Annotated in this window: 18 protein-coding genes and 1 pseudogene; 6 read left to right on the plus strand and 13 right to left on the minus strand. The window is 43.6% G+C overall.

Annotated elements, in window-relative coordinates:
• The first annotated feature begins 264 nt into the window (after positions 1 to 264).
• Both F6K64_RS12675 and F6K64_RS12680 read left to right on the plus strand, forming a co-directional pair.
• A complete protein-coding gene (locus F6K64_RS12675; RefSeq protein WP_083374227.1) occupies positions 265 to 1,908 on the plus strand; it encodes an SLBB domain-containing protein in 1,644 nt (547 codons plus the stop codon).
• A 338-nt stretch (positions 1,909 to 2,246) separates the two neighbouring features.
• Complete coding sequence (locus F6K64_RS12680; RefSeq protein ID WP_071106965.1) at positions 2,247 to 2,447, plus strand: type II toxin-antitoxin system HicB family antitoxin; 201 nt, start codon at positions 2,247 to 2,249, stop codon at positions 2,445 to 2,447.
• Between the two features lie 52 nt (positions 2,448 to 2,499).
• Here F6K64_RS12680 and F6K64_RS12685 read toward each other — a convergent pair whose 3' ends face one another.
• A complete protein-coding gene (locus F6K64_RS12685; RefSeq protein ID WP_071106966.1) occupies positions 2,500 to 2,892 on the minus strand; it encodes an SCO5389 family protein in 393 nt (130 codons plus the stop codon).
• A gap of 426 nt (positions 2,893 to 3,318) precedes the next feature.
• Positions 3,319 to 3,561, minus strand: coding sequence for a hypothetical protein (locus F6K64_RS12690; RefSeq protein WP_008179649.1), 243 nt, complete (start codon positions 3,559 to 3,561; stop codon positions 3,319 to 3,321).
• Between the two features lie 579 nt (positions 3,562 to 4,140).
• Between F6K64_RS12690 and F6K64_RS12695 the strand changes: the two genes are divergently transcribed.
• Both F6K64_RS12695 and F6K64_RS12700 read left to right on the plus strand, forming a co-directional pair.
• On the plus strand, positions 4,141 to 5,454 hold the full coding sequence (locus tag F6K64_RS12695; protein ID WP_071108091.1) for an acetyl ornithine aminotransferase family protein: 1,314 nt from the start codon (positions 4,141 to 4,143) through the stop codon (positions 5,452 to 5,454).
• A 275-nt stretch (positions 5,455 to 5,729) separates the two neighbouring features.
• On the plus strand, positions 5,730 to 6,737 hold the full coding sequence (locus F6K64_RS12700) for a phytanoyl-CoA dioxygenase family protein (RefSeq protein WP_158026788.1): 1,008 nt from the start codon (positions 5,730 to 5,732) through the stop codon (positions 6,735 to 6,737).
• Positions 6,738 to 6,799: 62 nt separating this feature from the next.
• Here the strand turns inward: F6K64_RS12700 and F6K64_RS12705 are convergent.
• The 5 genes and pseudogenes from F6K64_RS12705 to F6K64_RS12725 form a co-directional block, all read right to left on the minus strand.
• Positions 6,800 to 7,585, minus strand: a pseudogene (locus F6K64_RS12705) (sulfotransferase-like domain-containing protein).
• Between the two features lie 153 nt (positions 7,586 to 7,738).
• Positions 7,739 to 7,930 (minus strand): SRPBCC family protein, encoded by a 192-nt coding sequence (locus tag F6K64_RS12710; RefSeq protein ID WP_071106971.1) that lies wholly within the window; start codon positions 7,928 to 7,930, stop codon positions 7,739 to 7,741.
• Positions 7,931 to 7,984: 54 nt separating this feature from the next.
• On the minus strand, positions 7,985 to 8,824 hold the full coding sequence (locus F6K64_RS12715) for an aromatic ring-hydroxylating oxygenase subunit alpha (protein ID WP_071106972.1): 840 nt from the start codon (positions 8,822 to 8,824) through the stop codon (positions 7,985 to 7,987).
• A 75-nt stretch (positions 8,825 to 8,899) separates the two neighbouring features.
• Positions 8,900 to 9,931, minus strand: coding sequence for an alpha/beta hydrolase (locus F6K64_RS12720; protein ID WP_071106973.1), 1,032 nt, complete (start codon positions 9,929 to 9,931; stop codon positions 8,900 to 8,902).
• 7 nt (positions 9,932 to 9,938) lie between these two features.
• Positions 9,939 to 10,553 carry a class I SAM-dependent DNA methyltransferase gene (locus tag F6K64_RS12725; RefSeq protein WP_071106974.1) on the minus strand — a complete coding sequence of 205 codons (615 nt, stop codon included), beginning with the start codon at positions 10,551 to 10,553 and terminating at the stop codon, positions 9,939 to 9,941.
• A gap of 101 nt (positions 10,554 to 10,654) precedes the next feature.
• Here F6K64_RS12725 and tnpA point away from each other — a divergent pair, with 101 nt between their 5' ends.
• A complete protein-coding gene (gene tnpA, locus F6K64_RS12730; protein WP_267875740.1) occupies positions 10,655 to 10,906 on the plus strand; it encodes an IS200/IS605 family transposase in 252 nt (83 codons plus the stop codon).
• Between the two features lie 165 nt (positions 10,907 to 11,071).
• On the opposite strand, the gene rpsJ is transcribed toward tnpA, so the two are convergent.
• From rpsJ to rpsG, 4 genes are all read right to left on the minus strand, one after another.
• A complete protein-coding gene (gene rpsJ / locus F6K64_RS12735; protein WP_008179644.1) occupies positions 11,072 to 11,389 on the minus strand; it encodes a 30S ribosomal protein S10 in 318 nt (105 codons plus the stop codon).
• Between the two features lie 98 nt (positions 11,390 to 11,487).
• Positions 11,488 to 12,717, minus strand: coding sequence for an elongation factor Tu (gene tuf / locus F6K64_RS12740; RefSeq protein ID WP_008179643.1), 1,230 nt, complete (start codon positions 12,715 to 12,717; stop codon positions 11,488 to 11,490).
• 23 nt (positions 12,718 to 12,740) lie between these two features.
• On the minus strand, positions 12,741 to 14,816 hold the full coding sequence (fusA, locus tag F6K64_RS12745) for an elongation factor G (RefSeq protein WP_287265517.1): 2,076 nt from the start codon (positions 14,814 to 14,816) through the stop codon (positions 12,741 to 12,743).
• A gap of 140 nt (positions 14,817 to 14,956) precedes the next feature.
• Entirely contained in the window at positions 14,957 to 15,427 is a 471-nt protein-coding gene (gene rpsG, locus F6K64_RS12750) for a 30S ribosomal protein S7 (protein ID WP_008179641.1), read from the minus strand.
• A 186-nt stretch (positions 15,428 to 15,613) separates the two neighbouring features.
• On the opposite strand from rpsG, the gene F6K64_RS12755 reads away from it, so the two are divergent.
• Entirely contained in the window at positions 15,614 to 15,763 is a 150-nt protein-coding gene (locus F6K64_RS12755) for a hypothetical protein (RefSeq protein WP_154659673.1), read from the plus strand.
• On the opposite strand, the gene rpsL is transcribed toward F6K64_RS12755, so the two are convergent.
• A complete protein-coding gene (gene rpsL, locus F6K64_RS12760) occupies positions 15,756 to 16,127 on the minus strand; it encodes a 30S ribosomal protein S12 (RefSeq protein WP_008179640.1) in 372 nt (123 codons plus the stop codon). The two genes, F6K64_RS12755 and rpsL, sit on opposite strands and share 8 nt — an antisense overlap.
• Positions 16,128 to 16,215: 88 nt before the next feature.
• On the minus strand, positions 16,216 to 16,560 hold the full coding sequence (locus F6K64_RS12765; protein ID WP_008179639.1) for a HesB/IscA family protein: 345 nt from the start codon (positions 16,558 to 16,560) through the stop codon (positions 16,216 to 16,218).
• Between the last annotated feature and the right edge of the window lie 255 nt (positions 16,561 to 16,815).

The raw sequence follows: 16,815 nt of genomic DNA on the forward strand, positions 1-16,815 counted from the left end.
AAAAGCTGTTCCCTTTGCTTACCCTATGCCCATAAGCACCTCAAGTAGCCTGTCCATAGCCCATAAGCTGATAACTGATAGCTGATACGCGACACGCTGATAGCTGAATGCTTACAAATAACCAATTACACATGACAGGCCAAGGGAAGCGTCAATGAACCCTAAACAACCCTAAACAGATTGGTGAGGTGGCTTGAGTCACAACATATTCCGGATTTTCTGAACAATTTAGTGTGTCTTTATCTAGCAAGAGTCAATATGTTTATGAACAATACAGTTAACCCAGGAAAAAAAAGACCCCTTGATATATTAAGCGAAATTGCTAAGAATCACAGTAGTCTACAACCACGATTGACTAGACCAGTGGTGGGTGTAAGCTTACTGGTGGTTTCCGCTATTACCCTACCTAAACCTAGCCTAGCTCAAATCCCTTCAATCAAGGTACCAGCTCCACCATCCCCGATCGAGGTACCAGCTTCAACATCCCCGATCGAGGTACCAGCTCCACCATCCATTGCTGACTTCATTAAGGTGAATCAGAGTAACACGGTATCAGCAGCCACACCCCCTGTGCGTAACTCTTTACCACCAGACAGAGCTTATACCCTTGATGCTGGAGATGTTCTTAATCTGAATATCTTTGATGTTGATGAATACAGTGGTCAGTATCAAGTACTGGTGAACGGTTCCCTTAACTTACCCTTGATTGGTAGTGTATTTGTAAGGGGAAAAACTCTCGATCAAGCTAGCGAACTCGTCACCAGTGCCTTTTCAGTTTACATCAAACGCCCAGTAGTTTCCTTGAGTCTGGTGAAACCCCGTCCTTTAAAAATTTCCGTGGCTGGGGAAGTGAGTCGCCCTGGAGCCTATACCATGGGTCTGAATGAAGGACAGCAATTTCCCTCCCTGACTCAAGCGATTAATTTGGCTGGGGGGGCTACCCTAACAGCAGACGTTAAGCAAGTAGAACTTCGGCGTCGTGAAGGCTCTGGGCAGCGCAATACTTATTATATCAATCTCCAGCAATTGATTAACAGAAGTGATATCAGGCAGGATGTTACCTTGCGGGATGGGGATGAAATCTTGCTCCGAACTACTACTGCTATCAACCCAGAGGAAACCCGTCTATTGTCCAATGCCAGTTTTGCAGCTAATGCCAGCCGTCCGATTCAAGTGGCTGTGGTCGGGGAAGTGATTAACCCAGGAGCTTATGTGGTCAAGGGAGAAACTCTGGGTAATAACAACATTAACATCGGTAGTGCTGATATCCGTAGCACCAATGCACCACCAACTGTAACCCAAGCGATCGCGATCGCTGGAGGCATTACCCAAGACGCTAACGTTCGCCAAGTTAAAGTGCGACGTTTGACCCAAGGGGGTACACAACAAGAAATTGCCTTGGATTTTTGGCAATTGTTGCGACAGGGTGACCTCTCTCAGGATATCCTCTTAAAGGAGGGAGATACAATTCTTGTCACCAAAGCTGACGAAATTGCTCCAGAGGTAGCATTGGCATTAGCAGATTCCAACCTTTCTGCTGCTGCCATCCCGGTCAATGTGGTTGGTCAAGTTCAACGACCTGGTAATGTGGAAGTCAAGCCCAATTCTCCTCTGAATGAAGCCTTGCTTGCCGCTGGGGGATTTGATGACGTTCGTGCTGAAAAGGGTTCTGTCGAATTAGTTCGCCTGAATCGCAATGGCACAGTTGAAAAAAGAGAAATTGAAATCGATTTTACTGCTCCAGTTAACGAGGAAACTAATCCCACCTTGCAGCCTAATGATGTGATTATTGTTAAACGGGATGGTGTCGCAAAAACTGCGGACAACGTCGAAAGGATTTCCAGACCTGCTAGCGGTATTTTCAACCTAATTGAATTACCGATTAGATTATTTAACCTTCTATTCTAGTTTAGCTGTCAGCGATCAGTATTAAGCATTCAGCTTATTTGCTGACCGCTGATGCTTTGTAAGCATATGCGCTACAGATGGTGCTACTTGAGGTGCGGTCAGCGGTCAGCGGTCAGGGTTCAGCTATCAGCTATCATGCTTAAAATAAACCTATGCAGGCCTATGGCCACGCTACGAGAACGGGAGATTTTAATAGTTCGAGATTAATGAGAATTGAAAGTCTGGGCAAAAGCCCTTGGCCTGTGGCCAAAGCTTAGCTCTTTTATTCAAAAGCTGACAGCTGACCGCTGAGGGCTGAATGCTGACCAATTTTAATACTGAGTTTACAGATAAGTCTGATGAAATGGAGAGTGATTCTTGAGCCTGATCTAGATAACGGAGACTGGGCAGCTTGGTGCCCGGAACTTCCTGGTTGTACTTCCTGTGGTCAAACTAAAGTAGAAGCAATAGAAAATATGCGTGAGGCTATTGAGCTCTACCTTGAACCTGCCCCCCTTGAGCTGGCTGAAGGCTCTGTCACATGTGAGGTTACTATCTAATGATATCTATTTTGACGCCTAGGCTCTAGTAGCTAGAGCCTCTGGCTAAGTTTTAACAATGGATCAGTTCTGGTGTCTGGTTCAGAATTTGACTGCGAATAGAAATAAAGTCCTGATAAGCCGGTGATTCTAAAGCTTCTGGACGAAATATAGCGGTTTTGTGGCAGTTTTGAAATGCTAACTTGATCCCAAAATAACCTTCGACTGCACCACGAATCGCATCCCCACCTATCATCCGCAGTAGCTGGGCTCGATCTTGCTCAGTTGGTGGTGGTACCGAATGCTCTACCCATTCCGCTTCACCCTCTGCCAAGCGCTTGGCCAGGTCTTCGACAATTCCAAAGGCATAAGGTAACGATTGCCTGATGCTCTCAATAAAAGCTTCTTGATTAACCTCACCCTCCTGTGCCTGCTTCAACAGCTCTGGAGTAATGTTCAGTGACATAGGCTTTTCCTTGATATCCCTAATCAACAAAATAGTTATCAGAGGTTCACACTTAGTTGCCTGAACCTCCCAGGGAACAGTATATTGTGATAATGATTATTTTTATTGTTAATAATAATCATTATTATTAAATAAATGTTACAATGCAGGCGGTTAGAGACGTACCATGCTATAAGTATGGGCTTGGTCAGTTTTGGGAGAATGCGATCGCACGCCATCCTAGTACCAAAAAGATGATGCCCCAGTAAACCGACTTGCAATGCAGCCAAACTATCCGCTACTTGGGGAATATCTTTGTGAAACTCAATCAAAAACTGCCACCCTTCCACTCCAGCACGTTTATAGCTGCCGCCAGTTTTCAGTCTGTAAACCAGGTTCACCTTTAATAAAGTCGCTGCATGACGCAAGTATCGAGAAGGTATCGCATCAGAATAATTCCGGTTCACGAGGTGGCAGGAGTTGATCACGATAGGACTCGAAAGCCGGGAAGTCAGGAATTCCTTCATAAGACAATACGGCATCCGACCACTGGGAAATAGAGCTAGGTGCTGTTTGGATTAGCTGGCGTAACGCTTGCAGAACAAGGGTTTGGATCCCGACATTTGATTGAACCGCTTGGCGGATGAGGTCTTGTTCGAGATCTGGAGGTAGGTCGATTGTGATTTGCATAGGTCAGATTCTTGGTATTAAAGTTTTGAATTTTTATTGAAGTTGAGGAGCTTGCGGTCTATTCAGAACTGGTTTTAGAGAGGAATCGAGCCATATTGGATTACCTGTGTTGATCTCGTCTAGCCAGTAACCGCTCACGTATTTGGTAGTGGTAAAGATGTAGTGATTTGGCTAAGATTTGGTCAAGATAACGGGAGCTAAAATCACTACTTGTGTACCACTAACAGCTTGCTATATTAGCCTATTAAAAAATGCCTTATTTAAGATAAATTTAATGTTGTATCACTACCTATTTATCACTACCAATATTTCAAAATTATTAATAAGCAAAAATAGTTATCGTATGACTATCATATCCAGCAGGTATTTCAAAATAAGATGCGAATACCGCTGGTTGTTTTGGGGCATCAGCTAATGGATGTGGATTGAAATCGGTTTGGAGAAGCTGCTATCAATCTTATCATTTCTGTCGCCTGTTCTTTTGGGAGCTAGTTAGCTAATAACACTCGCTAACTAGCTCCCCTTTTTGTCCAAAGTCCAATATAATTGCTCTGTTAGCAATTTAAAATGATTACTAAAATGCTTAGCATTACCAGCAACCGCACTCAGCCTCGGGTTCCCCAACTGAGAACATCCTTGCCTGGCCCCCGTGCCCGGGCGCTTATCGAACGCGATCGTGTCGTGAGTTCCCCCTCCTATACTCGCAGCTACCCGTTAGCAGCTGCCAGAGGTGAGGGCTGTATGGTCGAAGATGTGGACGGCAATGTTTTTCTAGACTTTACTGCAGGAATTGCGGTAACTGCAACTGGTCATGCTCATCCTCAAGTGGTTCAGGCAATACAGAACCAAGCAGCTAATCTCCTACATATATCGGGAACTGATTTTTATTATGAACCGATGGTGAAACTAGCGGAAAATCTAGCTGTACGTGCCCCTTTTCCAGAGTCAGTAGATGGTCGTGCCCGTGTTTGTTTCACCAACTCTGGAGCAGAATCAATCGAAGGTGCTATCAAACTAGCCCGCTACTATACAAAGCGATCGCGAATAGTTTCCTTCCAGGGTGGATTTCACGGGCGCACCTATGGGGCGATGTCTCTAACAGGTTCCAAAATCGTGCAGCGTCAAGGATTTGGACCGTTGCTTCCCGGTGTTACACACATTCCCTATGGAACCCATGGCAGTCTTGATTATCTAGAAGAAAAACTCTTCTCGAGTGTATTGCCACCAGAGGAGGTCGCTGCGATCGTTCTCGAACCAATTCAAGGAGAAGGGGGCTATATTCTACCATCCGATGGCTTCTTGGAGCGGATTCGCCAGATTTGCTCTCGCCACGGTATCCTGATGATTGTAGATGAGATTCAGTCGGGAATGGGGCGGACTGGGAAACTTTTTGCCATTGAACACTGGGGGGTAATGCCTGACATTATTACCCTGGCTAAAGGCATTGCCAGTGGTCTACCTCTGGGTGCTATCCTGTCTAGACCGGAACTAATGACCTGGCCTCCTGGCTCCCATGCTGCAACCTTTGGGGGCAATCCAGTAGCTTGTGCTGCTGCCAATGTCACCTTGGAACTATTAGAAGCAGAACTGATCGATAATGCTCACCAGATGGGAGAGGTATTGCACGCAGGTCTAACTGAACTGGCACAGCGATTTGACCAGGTTTCCTTGCCACGGGGGAAGGGTTTAATGATAGCAATCGATCTAATCGATGCCGATGGAAATCTCGACCCAGACCTACGGAATCGCATTGTGGATGGGGCTTTCTATAAGGGTTTATTGCTAGTCGGTTGCGGTAAAGCAGCAATTCGGTTTTGCCCACCCCTGATCATCAATAGCGATCAGATTCAGGTGGCTTTAGAGATTCTCACTGAGTTGTTTGAGGGAAAATAAAAAAAGTCGATATCTAGCAATTTTAAAATAGGTGAGATACACAAGTTTGGTATTTTAGGGAACAGGGAAAAAATAGGTGTGCGTCCCTCATTAATATCAGAACTGCTATAACTAATAAATGTAATGTGAATAAGGGAACAAATATGCTCTACCAGCCACATTTTCTATATCGTTTGAAGCTGATCTTAATTTACCTGCTTGTCAAACTTGAATTCCTTCAGCCCCTTTTACCTAAGAGTTTTAGGGATAAACTGCCTAGAGGCTGGAACAATCATATGTTTTGGGTTGCCTTTAAGTCAGGGGGAACTAGGGTATATTTTGAGTATTACTCCAAGTTACAAGAGCCAGATTCCTACGAACCTAAACTAGTTGTTGATCCTCAATATCAATTGACAGCAGAAGACATTCGCTGTTTCTATGAAAATGCTTACATCGGGCCATTCGATCTGATGCCTCCAGAAGAAATCGAAGGGATTAAAGAGCATTTGGTCGAGCTACTTAAAACTGAATCGAAGGTATTTTCTTATTCCAGGGGAGATTTTGAATTAGCTTCTGGAGGCAATGGCAAGGGTAACTGTTTTGATGATTTAAACGAGAAGGAAAAATATTATGTGAAGCTTCTCAACGGCTTTGAACGTCATCTTGAGGATTCTGTATACCTAAATTTGTTTAAGCATCCAGCTATTACGGAAAGATGTGCCCAAATCCTTGGCTCAGATCTACTCCTATGGCATTGTAATCATTTTGGTATTGATCCCCATACGAAAGGTAGTGGTTGGCATCAGGAAAGCACATGGCTCAGTATTGACATGAAAGAATCAATATTAGAGCCAACCAACGAGGAAGAAATGTTCGAGGTAGATTGCTGGATTGCTTTAACTGATGCCCCTATAGAGCGAGCTTCCTTAGCATTAATTCCAGGCTCTCAGAAAGAAATTTATCCAATGAAAGTCAAGGGTAAAAAAACCGACTCAGGAGATCAAGGGATTGTTTACGGTCAATACGATATAGAGCTAGACTACACAATTAAAGCTGAAAATATCAAATATCTTCCAGCCAAAGCTGGACAATTCTATCTGTTTTGTGGACGAGCAATGCATGGTTCTGCTGATAATATTACTGATCACAAGCGTTGGGCTGTGGGCGGTCGTTATATTAAAGCAGATACCAAGGTTTTTACCAAAAATATGCTGGAGAATGGTCTAACCCATGAAGTTTACGGTCTCAAGAATATCAAGTTAGACAATTGGAAACCGGTTCTAGTTAGGGGTAAAGAGGTTTAGCTTAAAAATCTAAGGACTTTTTAGTAACTTGATGCTTCTTAGGTAATCTGGGATTCATATTCCTAAACAATGAGGCGATATTTAGACATTTTTTCATAAAACGGCATAGCTTTATTAATACATGGCACTAATATATCTGGAATATTATCCTCTTGAGGCTTATCAAAAAAACCAGTAGAGTTAATAACATTTTCACTAAACTTTTCAAAAACTGTATTTTCCCATGATAAAACCTTCGTTTTATTGGGCTGCAAAGAAAGCATCTTTTCTGAAAAATCAACCCCTAATTGACTGCATAAAAGTTTTAAATAATCCCGAGGATTTTTGACGACATCGCCTGAGTCAATGACTAAAGGCTTTTCTTTTGTTAAGTCCTCAATTTATTTTAATAGTTGATAATGTTCTTCCCAGCCAACACGATATTCCCAATCCTCCCAATCGAAACCGCTGGCTGTAATGTTTTTCCAGTATGAAAGAATTGTTTCTTTTGGGTCTCGAATTAAAAATAAATTTTTAACTTTAGAGAGCCAATTTCTGTCAAATCCTGGAAGAAGATGATCTGAGATATGTTTTTGAAACGAAAAAGATTTTCCCTCTGGTAGATCGCCAGTTAATTTTTTAATCATGCTTGAATAATTAGTGTCGGGATGTCTTGATAAATAATCTGGTGCATAATTGATCCGATCATCAGAGTCAGTTAAAGTCTTAACAAAGCAGCAACCCTTTAAAGGTTCATCATAGATAATGCAATCATCAATCTGCTCAAATGCTCGTGTTATTGCAGTTGAACGACTTCTCGAACAAGCCCACATAGCAATGTGTTTAGTTTTCATAGCATTATGACTCATAATTTTCTACAATTGTATGACTAATGGAATTAACTGAAACAAATGTAACTATTTTGACTAACAGAGAGAATCAGTCAAGAAAGGTGCCGCAATCAGTTGATCACAAACTCATGTTAAAATGTCTCTAAATTTAACATTTACATGTACATGAGCTTAAAAATATAATGCCTTTTTAGTCAATTGTTGCATGTGATAAACAATTCTTTGATCCCATTCAATCGCTTCTGATTTAATCATAAAGAGACCCTTCTCATAACCTAAAGAGGATTGACCACGCTGAACCGCTTCAAGCACTTCGATATCTTCCTGGTTGGTATTTATTAGGTGTGTATTGATACAATCCATCTGTTGTTCGTTAGGGGTCTCGTTTGTAAACAGGTAGCTGAAATATTGGTGAGTTTAGCTAGGATTATCAGGATTGACACGGTAGAATCTCATCCCTTTTCCTGGAAAAGTTGCAACTTCTACAGAAGGCCAAATGAACCACCAGACGAACTGATCATAGTCTTCCTCTGCAAACTGATACACCGTTTTTGTTTTATCGGTTTCAGATATAGTATAAATGTAAGACTCCTTGAGGATGTGCTTATATGTGCTCATGTTTATACCTTTGCTGAGAGCGGGATGGACGAAAGGAGTATGATAATTGTCTACTGAATTATCAACAAGATTTTTCCAGTTTGAATTAACGCTAAACTCTTTATAATATCCTATAGTTAGTTGATCTATGTTGGGAATATAAGTACGCAAAGTCTCTTCCAAGTCCGGAAAATCTTGGATGAAAGGTGTTGCTTGTGGGTCGAGATTTATAAAAATAAGACCACAAATTTCATGCAATTTTATTCTGGGTAAGCAGTAGTTATTGACATCAAAGCCTTCTACTTCATTGCTATAAGGAGCCATAGCAAGTCTGCCATTTAAGCGATAAGACCAACCATGATATGGACAAACAATTTTTGATACTTTTCCTTCACCTTGTAATAATTCATGACCTCGATGCAAGCAGGCATTGTGAAAAGCATAAAGTTGGCGATTTTTACCACAGATAACAACAACATTTTGATCGGCTATCTTAGCAACAAAGTATTGACCAGGTTGTTTAATTTGTGTTACGTGACCGACAAAAATCCACTTTTTGTAGAATATCCGCTCTTTTTCTTGCTGGAAAATATTTGGATCGTAATAGACATGTGAGGGTAATCCCTCAAAAGTTTCATACTTTGGCTTTAGTATACTCATGTTGATTGACTTATCATTGATTTACTTCAAATTTTTATTAATTAAGAACCTTAACCGACTTGCATTATTGTACTATCAGTCATAGTTGTTATCGCTGTATTTGATCTGGCTTAACATAAATTGAGCCTGCAAATTAATGACTTCTCGATACGTTTCTACTGATTTCCTGTCCCAAAGATTGTGCCCTGCATCAAGTATGTGCAACTGATTTTTTTCGTCATTTTCTGCAAATGCCTTCAGTGCATGGGCATACTGGGGAAATAAGTTGAAGGGATCACCCAAGCTAACCAAAGTTAGGACTGGAGATAGGGATGGTCTAGATGGATAGTCAAAGTCAGGTGTGAAAGTCTTGTAAGCTTCCCAGCTACGCTCGTGTAGGGTCACACCTGGGGCATGGAGAAGGTCAGCCAGAACTTTAGCTTTATCCTCCAAGTATTGAACAGTAAACTGAAACAGTTCTGGGTCTGGATGGGGCGGATTGACAGCAATTGCTCCGGCTAGATCATGATAATGCTGGGCATACAGTATGGCAGCTATACCGCCTTGGCTGCGTCCACCAATAAAAACTGGGCGCTCAGGATAGAGGAGTGATAACACAAGATGGACGTGGCGAATCACGGTTATAAGGCCCTGTTCGCTGGCAAACTCGAATGGGGCATTTGAACCCATACCGTTGAGGGGGAGGTCAGTCGGAAAAGAGGCTACACGGAACGTCTCACCATCAGGCAGTAATTCAGTTAATAAACTTTGGTTGCTCTTTCGCCCACCTCCACGGTTCTTGCTTTTTCTGCCATGAAATGTTCCTGCAATATCACATAGTGTCTCGGCAACAGAAAAAGTTGTTCCTGTACCCGGTAATAGAATCAGGATTGCACGATGAGTCTGATCAACTGACTTGTTTGGCTCCAAAATGCCTGTGAAAGCCATCGGTAGATATAACTTCGTGAAAGGCAGCCTTTGTTTAGCTTGGCTGGTTGCACCAACTCGATGAACCAACTCTTGGCTTTCTTGAATCACTTTCATCTCCAGCAATTCACGGCGACTAATCTCACGAACCCTCGCCAGTTCCTGGTTAACTTTTTCGAGTTTTTTCAATTCTGAACTCATTTTTTATTTACGATTTAGTTGTATTACCAATTTTGTATGCTATAAGATACATGGGGTCGTCGTAAATCGGCATCACCTTGGAATCGATCACAGTCCATTCTGGTTGGTCGAAGACTTCCTGAAGTTGAGGCAAAAAGCTCTGACGTACTGTGAACACTAAGATTCCTTCAGGCTCGATACTGTCTTGAAGTGTGCTCAGTTCTGCTGGCCCAGCATGGCTCTCGGCAAATACTCCTGTGGCAATGATGCCACTTGCCCTTCCCAAGTTTCTGAATCGTTCATCGCCGATCGAGCAGCAAACCAAGGAGCTATATACCCCTTTTTCAGCAGCTTTGGTTAACATAGCAGGTGATATGTCAATGCCTATGATTTGTTCAAATCCCAACTCAGCCAATGCAACACCAACTAAACCTGTTCCAGCCCCGACATCAAGGATTACACCCTGCTTGTCGTCCATATACTCTGCTAGCATAAATGCCGCTGCCAAAGGGACTGGTCCCCACACTCCACCAACATCTGCGTCATACTGATCTGCCCATTGATCATAGTTCTGACGTAGCTGATCAAAATTTTGACTTGAACAGATCCACTTCAACCACTCGTTTGGTTGTATCTCAGGCATTTTTATTTCTCCCATCACATCAATAGTTAGACATTTTTATAGGATGCTCATCTACTTCGATTTGCTCACCTTCTCATCCGATCCGTGCCCTTTATAGGCTGTTGTGCCACAATTGTCTAACTAAAGAGATGTTGGACTCGCTTGTGGAGATATTGCGAGATTTCCTGGTCAAGTGGCAATGCACATTATTAGAGTTTGCTGGTGAAGGTGATCATGTTCATTTACTTTTTGAAGCACACCCAACCGTTGAACTCCCTCAGTTAATCAAAAACCTAAAGTCTGTATCAGCTCGTCGAATCAGGTCTGAATACGGTGATTACTTAGCAAAATATTACTGGAAACCTTACTTCTGATGAAATCATGCCTATACTTTTACTTCCGTAGCTGGGAAAGCAAACCTAGAGACTATATGAGTTTGTAGTCAAAATCAAGATGAACCAGCAAGATTAAAAAGCGTTGGCTCCTATACTAGGGATTAATCCTGTCGGATTTAATCCTAGGATCCGGAGCCATTTTGCTCAAAGCTTAACTTCAATATCAACTCCAGCAGGCAAATCCAATTTCATCAGAGCATCAATAGTCTTTGAAGAAGGCTGATAAATATCAATAATCCGTTGGTGAGTACGTGTTTCAAAGTGTTCCCGAGAATCTTTATCAACGTGAGGCGATCGCAAAACACAGTAAATACGACGTCGAGTGGGTAAGGGAATCGGGCCAATAGCTGTAGCATTTGTCCGGTTTGCTGTATCTACAATCTTCTCACAGGAAGTGTCCAGCAAGCGTCTATCAAAGGCTTTTAGTCGAATCCGAATTTTCTGCTGTTGAATAGTTGCCATTTTTTTAATTTTCTAGGTTCTTTTGTTAGCGTAAATAAACATGAATAAAGAGCAGAGAAGCTAGAACTTCCCTGCTCCTACTCTATAGTAGAGTACTGCTATTCGAGGATCTTGCTGACCACACCTGAGCCGATGGTGCGACCACCTTCACGGATAGCAAAGCGCATTCCTTGTTCAATCGCAATGGCGTTGATCAGGCTCACTGTCATTTTGATGCGATCGCCTGGCATCACCATCTCAGCTGTAGAGCCATCGTCAGCAGTAAAGGCATCAATAGTGCCAGTCACATCAGTGGTTCGTACATAGAACTGAGGGCGATAGCCGGAGAAGAAGGGAGTATGACGTCCACCTTCTTCTTTCTTCAGGACATATACCTCAGATTCAAACTTGGTGTGAGGGGTGATTGAACCGGGCTTGGCAAGTACCATACCCCGCTCAATGTTCTCTTTTTGGATACCCCGCAGCAGTAGTCCAACATTGTCTCCAGCCATCCCTTCGTCTAGGGTCTTCTGGAACATTTCCACACCAGTTACGGTGGTGTTACGGGTCTCTTTAAGCCCGATGATTTCTACCGTCTCACCAACTTTAACCTTACCCCGCTCGATTCGACCGGTGGCAACAGTTCCCCGACCAGTGATGGAGAAGACATCTTCCACTGCCATCAGGAATGGCTTATCCACATCCCGCTCTGGTGTGGGAATGTATGAGTCTACATTAGACATCAGTTCTAGTACCAGATCAGTCCACTCATTGTCACCTTTGGCAATGCTTGGATTCTCGGTCAGGGCGTTTACAGCCTCTAAGGCTGACCCAGCCACAATCGGGATATTGTCCCCGTCAAAGTCATAATCGCTCAACAGTTCCCGAATTTCCAGTTCTACTAGCTCTAGGAGTTCTTCATCATCTACTTGGTCTTTCTTATTTAAGAAAACCACGATGTTAGGAACTCCCACCTGCCGAGCTAGGAGGATATGTTCTTTCGTTTGTGGCATGGCACCGTCAGCGGCAGAAACCACCAGAATTGCCCCATCCATTTGCGCCGCACCCGTGATCATGTTTTTCACATAGTCAGCGTGGCCTGGGCAATCTACGTGGGCATAGTGGCGATTTTCGGTTTCGTACTCTACATGAGCAGTATTGATGGTAATCCCCCGTGCTTTTTCCTCAGGAGCTGCATCAATTTCCTCGTAGTTCCTCGCTTTTGCCTTCCCTTGAGCCGCCAATGTCATAGTAATAGCAGCAGTTAGGGTAGTCTTGCCGTGGTCTACGTGACCAATCGTGCCAATGTTGACGTGGGGTTTATTCCTTTCAAACTTTTCGCGTGCCATGAATTACATGTTCCTTTTTTTTGTTATGCGTTCCCTTGATTCTTAGCAATGATGGCTTCTGCCACATTGCGAGGTACTTCATCATAGGTGTTAAACTCCATAGAGAAAATACCCCGACCTTGGGTCTTAGACCGGATATCCGTAGCATAACCAAACATCTCTGCTAATGGAACTTTAGCAGTGACTTTGGCAATGCCGTCTTCAGAACCCATACCTTCAATTTGACCACGGCGGGAGTTGAGGTCACCCATGACATCCCCAAGGAAGTCTTCGGGCACTTCAACCTCAACTTTCATCATAGGCTCTAGGAGTACTGGCGCAGCCTTCATCACAGCATTCCGCATGGCCATAGAACCAGCAATCTTAAATGCCATTTCTGAAGAGTCTACGTCGTGATAAGACCCATCTACTAGGGTAACTTTCACGTCGATCACTGGATACCCTGCTAGAATACCTGATTCACAGGCTTCCTTCATCCCCTGTTCAGCAGGAGAGATGTACTCTTTCGGTACAGAACCACCTACAATCTTGGAGACGAATTCAAAACCACTACCAGTATCTCCTGGTTCCAATTCAACAATAACGTGACCGTACTGACCTTTACCGCCACTTTGACGGATAAATTTGCCTTCCGCCTGGACTGATTTACGAATCGTCTCTCGATAGGCTACCTGGGGAGCGCCCACATTCGCTTCTACCTTAAACTCTCGCAGCATCCGGTCTACCAGGATTTCCAAGTGCAGTTCACCCATGCCCGCAATCACAGTTTGGTTGGTTTCTGGGTCAATGCTGACCCGGAAGGTAGGGTCTTCTTCAGATAGGGATTGGAGGGCTTTGGATAGCTTCTCCATATCCTGCTTGGTTTTTGGCTCTACTGCCACCGAGATCACTGGTTCTGGAATAAAGAGAGATTCCAAAATAATGGGAGACTCTTCGTCACAAATAGTATCTCCAGTGATAGTATGTTTTAAGCCAACGGCAGCGCCCAAGTCTCCAGCCCGCAACTCCTCTACTTCAATGCGGTCATCAGCTTTCAATACAATCAAGCGAGATATCCGTTCCTTCTTATCCTTAGTGGAGTTGAGGACATAGCTCCCCTTCTTCAGTACCCCAGAGTATACCCGCAGGAAAGTTAGGCGACCATAGGGGTCTGCCATAATCTTAAATGCCAGAGCTGACATAGGGGCTTCGTCATCAGCCACCCGCTCGACGGTTTCACCCTTAGGCATAGTACCTTGAATTGGCGGAACATCAATCGGAGCTGGTAGGTAATCAATAACCGCATCCAACAGCAGCTGAACCCCTTTGTTCTTGAAAGCAGAGCCACACAACATAGGAACGATTCTGCCCTCAATGGTTCCTTTGCGCAGGGCTTCACGAATTTCCTCTGCCGTGATTTCCTCTCCTTCAAGGTACTTCTCAATTAACGCCTCGTCAGTTTCAGCCACCGATTCCACTAATTTGGCATGGTATTCTTGGGCTTGCTCTTTGACCTCTTCAGGAATTTCTGTATCTTCGATGTCAGTTCCCAGGTCATTGGTGTATATCTTGGCTCGCATCCGCACCAAGTCAACAATTCCTCTAAAATCCTTTTCACTACCAATCGGGATTTGGATGGGAACAGCATTGGAGCGCAATCGGTCACGAACTTGCTCGTAGACCTTGAAGAAGTTTGCTCCTGTCCGGTCCATTTTATTAACAAAAGCAATTCGAGGTACCTGATAGCGGTCTGCTTGCCGCCAGACGGTTTCAGACTGAGGCTGGACACCACCTACGGAGCAAAACACAGCAATCACACCATCCAATACCCGCATGGAGCGTTCCACTTCAATGGTGAAGTCAACGTGACCGGGAGTATCGATAATATTAATCCGATGCTCTCGCCAGTTGGTGCTAATCGCAGCAGCAGTGATCGTGATTCCCCGCTCCCGCTCTTGGTCCATCCAATCAGTTACAGCTGTACCTTCATGGACTTCACCAATTTTGTGAACAATTCCGGAATAAAACAGGATTCGTTCAGTTGTTGTTGTTTTGCCCGCATCAATATGAGCTGCAATTCCGATATTGCGTGTTTTCTCAAGGGGGATGGTGCGTGCCACGGTTACCTCCTTTATCTGGTGCCACCATTTCCTCACCAGGTAGCTATCTATTTACAATTTTATACTTTTTTTAAGTTTTTTAGGCATTTGTGGACATTATCTTATGGCTACCAGGTTCTTGTTCTGAACTTTTAGGGTAATTAGTACCGATAGTGGGCAAAAGCTTTATTTGCCTCGGCCATTCTATGGGTTTCTTCACGCTTGCGAATAGCATTTCCGGTTTCATTGGCAGCATCCATCAGCTCATTAGCCAATTTGCTAGCCATGCTCCGACCGGAGCGACTTCTGGAGAATTTAATCAGCCAGCGTAGGGCTAGGGTAGTCCCTCGCTCAGCCTTTACTTCCATAGGAACCTGATAGGTTGCCCCACCAACCCGGCGAGCCTTGACTTCTACTAGAGGCGTCAGGTTACGCACAGCTTTTTCAAAGGTTTCTATGGGATCAGCTCCAGTTCTTTCTTCAATGATTTTCATTGCGTCATAGATAATTCGGTAGGCAAGGGATTTCTTGCCATGACGCATCAGTCTACACCCCAACATACAAATCAGGCGACTGTTATAGACTGGGTCAGGGGGGACAGGACGCTTTTTAACAACTGAGCGACGAGACATAAGTAAGCTTCAGAAAAAATCAAAAATACAGTTTACTATTAAAAATTAACCAAGGCAAACAAATACACTCCTGTGATTAACCCTAGTGTGATTAACCCTGGTGCGATTAACCTTGGTTATACAGTTAGCTTATGGTTGGTCTTGTAAATCCTGTTTTTGTTTACAGGTTGTACGAGAAGCTAATCAGTGCAGCTTTCTAGTATGCCTAGGCTTCAGGAATTGAATCTTTCCTTGGGCAACGACCAAGCGCTATTTATCGGCATGGGTGAGATTACAGCAACTCTATTGCTGGAAGTCTCTTACTGTAGAGGGGTTAATGCTCGTGAGTTTACTTAGGGCGCTTCGTCCCATACTTAGAACGACCTTGACGCCGATCCTTAACTCCTGCCGTATCAAGGGTACCCCGAATAATGTGATATCGCACTCCAGGTAAGTCCTTAACACGACCGCCTCTGATCATCACGACGGAGTGTTCTTGTAGGTTATGACCAATACCAGGAATATAAGCTGTTACTTCAAATCCTGAAGTCAGACGAACCCTTGCCACCTTTCGCAAGGCTGAGTTCGGCTTTTTGGGTGTGGTTGTGAAGACTCTAGTACAAACACCACGGCGCTGGGGACATTGTTTCAGCGCTGGGGACTTAGTTTTCTTCTTAGCTTTGAAGCGCTCGTTACTAATGAGCTGCTGAATGGTGGGCATGGGTTACGGCTTAATAAACATTGGTTGATTGAACTTAATCAACTACAAACAAACCAAAGGTAATTATACCAATAATAACACTATGGTGTCAATCTGGCTCCTGTGATGGGTCTACACGAAAGGAATTACCGCAGTCGCAGCTTTCTGAAGCGTTAGGGTTATGGAAGCGAAACCCTCCTCCCATGAGGTCTTCTGAGTAATCTAGAGTTAAGCCATTGATAGTTTTTAGGCTTTGCGGGTCTACTATGACACTGATGCCATCACACTCATAGACCTGATCCTCAGAATTGATCACTTGCTCAAAGTCAATAGTGTAGTAAAAATCAGCACACCCCCCCTGGCGCACACCTAGACGTAATTTGGCCTCTGGCTTTTGACCCTTGGACTGTACACGTCTAATCTCACTCGCAGCAGCTTTACTCAGTTTAATCATTAACGATAGTAACTATACGCAACAACTAGCACCAGCTAATGTTACCTCAAAAAGGAATAGTCATTAATCATTAGTCATTTAATTTGCCACTGCCAAGAGGCTTTTTTGGGCATCCTAAAGACTTATAACTAATGACTAATGACTACTAACTAAAGACTTACAACTAATGAGCCCTTTGGGTAATTCAAAATTCAAAATTCAAAATTCACGCATCAAGTTTAGAACAAATTTTGAATTAATTAATTCCGGGTACAA

The organism is Moorena sp. SIO3A2 (assembly GCF_010672265.1).
In the GTDB taxonomy this organism is placed as follows: Bacteria; Cyanobacteriota; Cyanobacteriia; order Cyanobacteriales; family Coleofasciculaceae; genus Moorena; species Moorena producens.

Bases quoted from the DNA above. Each gene is read 5' to 3' on its own strand.
- F6K64_RS12715 (WP_071106972.1), bottom strand. From the start codon at position 8,824: ATGAGTATACTAAAGCCAAAGTATGAAACTTTTGAGGGATTACCCTCA.
- tuf (WP_008179643.1), bottom strand. From the start codon at position 12,717: ATGGCACGCGAAAAGTTTGAAAGGAATAAACCCCACGTCAACATTGGC.
- F6K64_RS12680 (WP_071106965.1), top strand. From the start codon at position 2,247: ATGAAATGGAGAGTGATTCTTGAGCCTGATCTAGATAACGGAGACTGG.
- rpsL (WP_008179640.1), bottom strand. From the start codon at position 16,127: ATGCCCACCATTCAGCAGCTCATTAGTAACGAGCGCTTCAAAGCTAAG.
- F6K64_RS12695 (WP_071108091.1), top strand. From the start codon at position 4,141: ATGCTTAGCATTACCAGCAACCGCACTCAGCCTCGGGTTCCCCAACTG.
- F6K64_RS12690 (WP_008179649.1), bottom strand. From the start codon at position 3,561: ATGCAAATCACAATCGACCTACCTCCAGATCTCGAACAAGACCTCATC.
- F6K64_RS12710 (WP_071106971.1), bottom strand. From the start codon at position 7,930: ATGGATTGTATCAATACACACCTAATAAATACCAACCAGGAAGATATC.
- F6K64_RS12700 (WP_158026788.1), top strand. From the start codon at position 5,730: ATGTTTTGGGTTGCCTTTAAGTCAGGGGGAACTAGGGTATATTTTGAG.
- F6K64_RS12765 (WP_008179639.1), bottom strand. From the start codon at position 16,560: ATGATTAAACTGAGTAAAGCTGCTGCGAGTGAGATTAGACGTGTACAG.
- rpsJ (WP_008179644.1), bottom strand. From the start codon at position 11,389: ATGGCAACTATTCAACAGCAGAAAATTCGGATTCGACTAAAAGCCTTT.
- F6K64_RS12685 (WP_071106966.1), bottom strand. From the start codon at position 2,892: ATGTCACTGAACATTACTCCAGAGCTGTTGAAGCAGGCACAGGAGGGT.
- F6K64_RS12720 (WP_071106973.1), bottom strand. From the start codon at position 9,931: ATGAGTTCAGAATTGAAAAAACTCGAAAAAGTTAACCAGGAACTGGCG.
- rpsG (WP_008179641.1), bottom strand. From the start codon at position 15,427: ATGTCTCGTCGCTCAGTTGTTAAAAAGCGTCCTGTCCCCCCTGACCCA.
- F6K64_RS12675 (WP_083374227.1), top strand. From the start codon at position 265: ATGAACAATACAGTTAACCCAGGAAAAAAAAGACCCCTTGATATATTA.
- F6K64_RS12725 (WP_071106974.1), bottom strand. From the start codon at position 10,553: ATGCCTGAGATACAACCAAACGAGTGGTTGAAGTGGATCTGTTCAAGT.